The sequence below is a fragment of the Bradyrhizobium sp. genome (genome assembly GCF_052389815.1).
In the GTDB taxonomy this organism is placed as follows: Bacteria; Pseudomonadota; Alphaproteobacteria; order Rhizobiales; family Xanthobacteraceae; genus Bradyrhizobium.
Genome location: NZ_JBQTHN010000245.1, coordinates 1 through 2,377, shown reverse-complemented (window position 1 = coordinate 2,377; position 2,377 = coordinate 1). Strand labels below are relative to the sequence as shown.

General features: G+C 66.6%; 3 protein-coding genes. 2 read left to right on the top strand and 1 reads right to left on the bottom strand.

All coding sequences use genetic code 11. The annotated features are described in order from the left end of the window. Positions 1–557, bottom strand: a 557-nt coding sequence (locus ACT4OC_RS31500) for a nucleotidyltransferase domain-containing protein (RefSeq protein WP_444842974.1), incomplete at its 3' end; no start/stop codon positions are given. 242 nt (positions 558–799) lie between these two features. On the opposite strand from ACT4OC_RS31500, the gene ACT4OC_RS31495 reads away from it, so the two are divergent. Both ACT4OC_RS31495 and ACT4OC_RS31490 read left to right on the top strand, forming a co-directional pair. Further along, complete coding sequence (locus ACT4OC_RS31495; protein WP_444842973.1) at positions 800–1,309, top strand: OsmC family protein; 510 nt, start codon at positions 800–802, stop codon at positions 1,307–1,309. A gap of 130 nt (positions 1,310–1,439) precedes the next feature. Further along, positions 1,440–2,237, top strand: coding sequence for a hypothetical protein (locus tag ACT4OC_RS31490; RefSeq protein ID WP_444842972.1), 798 nt, complete (start codon positions 1,440–1,442; stop codon positions 2,235–2,237). Positions 2,238–2,377 lie beyond the last annotated feature (140 nt).

Sequence of the window (2,377 nt, the reverse complement as noted above, 5' to 3'; positions counted from 1 at the left end):
AAGCGCGTCTCCAGCACCGCGGTGCGGATGGTCATGTCGCCGCGCGCCTGGCGGATCGATTCGTCGACCGAGCGCGTGGCGTGGCCGACCTTCAGCCCCATGTCCCACAGGCAATAGAGGATGGCTTCGGCGACCTGCTCGCCCCAGGCGGTCTGCTTGTAGGGCAGGATGAACAGCAGGTCGATGTCGGACTCCGGCGCCATCAGCCCGCGGCCGTAGCCGCCGGTGGCGACCACGGCCATGCGCTCTTCGCCCGAGGGAATGTGCGAGCGATAGAGGTGGCGGGTGGCGGCGTCGTACAGAATGCGGATGATCTCGTCCTGCATGAAGCAGAGCCGCTCGGCGCAACGCCTTCCGTGGCGGTCCTTCAAGAGGATCGCCTGCGCCTTGGCGCGCGCGGCGAGCATTTCGCCCTTCAAGAGCTGGGCCAGCGAGGAGCGGAATACGTCCTCGCGGCCGGCATATTTCTCGGCGAGCGCATCGACCGCGGCGGTGATCCGCGCGGTCTCGAAACGGTCGTCCGCTTCGCTGCGGCCCTCTGTCACGACTTTATCCATGCAGTCACCGGAAATAACGGACCGCGCTCGCGCTGTCACGGGACATTGTTGCGACCCCGGATGCTCACGGGCCGCCGGATGGCCGCGGCGGTCCGGAACCACTTTTGATTCGTTCATAACCGGCTGAAATATAGTGGCTTTCCGGCCAATCCCAACGCCGAGGCGATCGGGCCGTGGTGACAGCGCTCGTCCCGGGCGCTACATCTGGCGCCGGCCGACACCAATTTCGGAGAACAACGACAATGGATGCCGCCGAACTGCGCGCCCTGCAGGCCCCGATCAAGGAACGCTACAAGTCCGATCCCTCCGCCGCGGTCATCACGCTGAAGGCCAAGGGCTCGATCGACAATGAAGGCATCGCCTGCAAGGTCGAGACCGGCCGGGCGCTGGCGGTCGCCGGCCTCCATCCGGGCACCGGCGGCTCCGGGCTCGAGCTCTGCTCCGGCGACATGCTGCTGGAAGCGCTGGTCGCCTGCGCCGGGGTGACGTTGAAATCGGTCGCCACCGCCGTCGGGGTGCCGCTGAAGGCCGGGCACGTCATCGCCGAGGGCGACCTCGATTTCCGCGGCACGCTCGGCATCGACAAGGAAGCCCCGGTCGGCTTTGCCGAGATCCGCCTGCGCTTCGAGGTCGAAACGTCAGCGCCGCAGGACAAGCTCGACCTGCTGCTGAAACTCACCGAGCGCTATTGCGTGGTCTATCAGACCATCAGGAACGGCCCGAAGGTCACGGTATCGATGAAGCGGGTGTAGCTCGTCGCCCCTGCGAACGCAGGGGCCCATAACCACAGGCGGTCGTGTGGTACGAAAGCCGTCGAACAGCGCGGTTCAAGCCGATAGGCCGCGGCGTATGGGTCCCTGCGTTCGCAGGGACGACCGATAGATGTCCCCCGAACTCTCCTTCCTCCTCATTCTCCTCTTTCGCATGGCCATCACCGCGGCGTTCGTGGTGTCGGCCTCCGTCATCACCGAGCGCTCCGGTCCCGTGATCGGCGCGCTGGTGGCGACGCTGCCGATCTCGGCAGGGCCGTCCTACGTCTTCCTCGCACTCGACCATGACGCGGCCTTCGTCGCCGAGGGCGCGCTCGCCAGCCTGCCGATCAACGCGGCGACGATCATTTTGACGCTCACCTATTCGGCGCTGGCGCAGCGCTTCAGCCTCTGGGTCAGCGCGGGCGCGGCGATGGCGGTCTGGCTCGTTCTGGCAACGGTGATCCGCCAGTTCCAGTGGACGCTGCTCGCGGGCGTGATCGCGAACATCATGACCTTTGCGATCGCAGTGCCGCTGATGCGGCCCTACATGCACGTGAAGAAGATGCCGCTGATCGCGCGGCGCTGGTACGACATTCCCTTGCGGGCCGGCCTCGTGGCAATGCTGGTCGCCACCGTGGTGACGACGTCGGGCTGGGTCGGTCCGCGCATCTCCGGCATCATGGCGCTGTTCCCGATCGTCTTCACCAGCCTGATGCTGGTGCTGCATCCGCGGATCGGCGGCCCGCCGACGGCCGCCGCCATTTCCAACGGCGCCTGGGGCTTGATGGGATTTGGCCTGGCGGTTGCCGTGATGCACGTTGCGGTGCTGACGTTCGGCTCGGCCGTCGGGCTGAGCCTCGCGCTAGCCACTTGTATCGGCTGGAATCTGGCCCTGTGGTGGAACGGGCGGCGCAAGGCAGTGCGCTAGCCGAGCCATGGTGATTGGTTGAATCGATCGTCCGGCGGCATCGGGATTTAACAAAACCATGGGGGGGGGCGAGATGCGGAGCAAAAACGTGGGGGGCATCTCCGCGACGGGGGGGGCAGAACCCCCCAACCGCCCCGCCC

Coding starts and splice junctions, on each gene's coding strand:
- ACT4OC_RS31490 (WP_444842972.1), top strand. CDS start 1,440: ATGTCCCCCGAACTCTCCTTCCTCCTCATTCTCCTCTTTCGCATGGCC.
- ACT4OC_RS31495 (WP_444842973.1), top strand. CDS start 800: ATGGATGCCGCCGAACTGCGCGCCCTGCAGGCCCCGATCAAGGAACGC.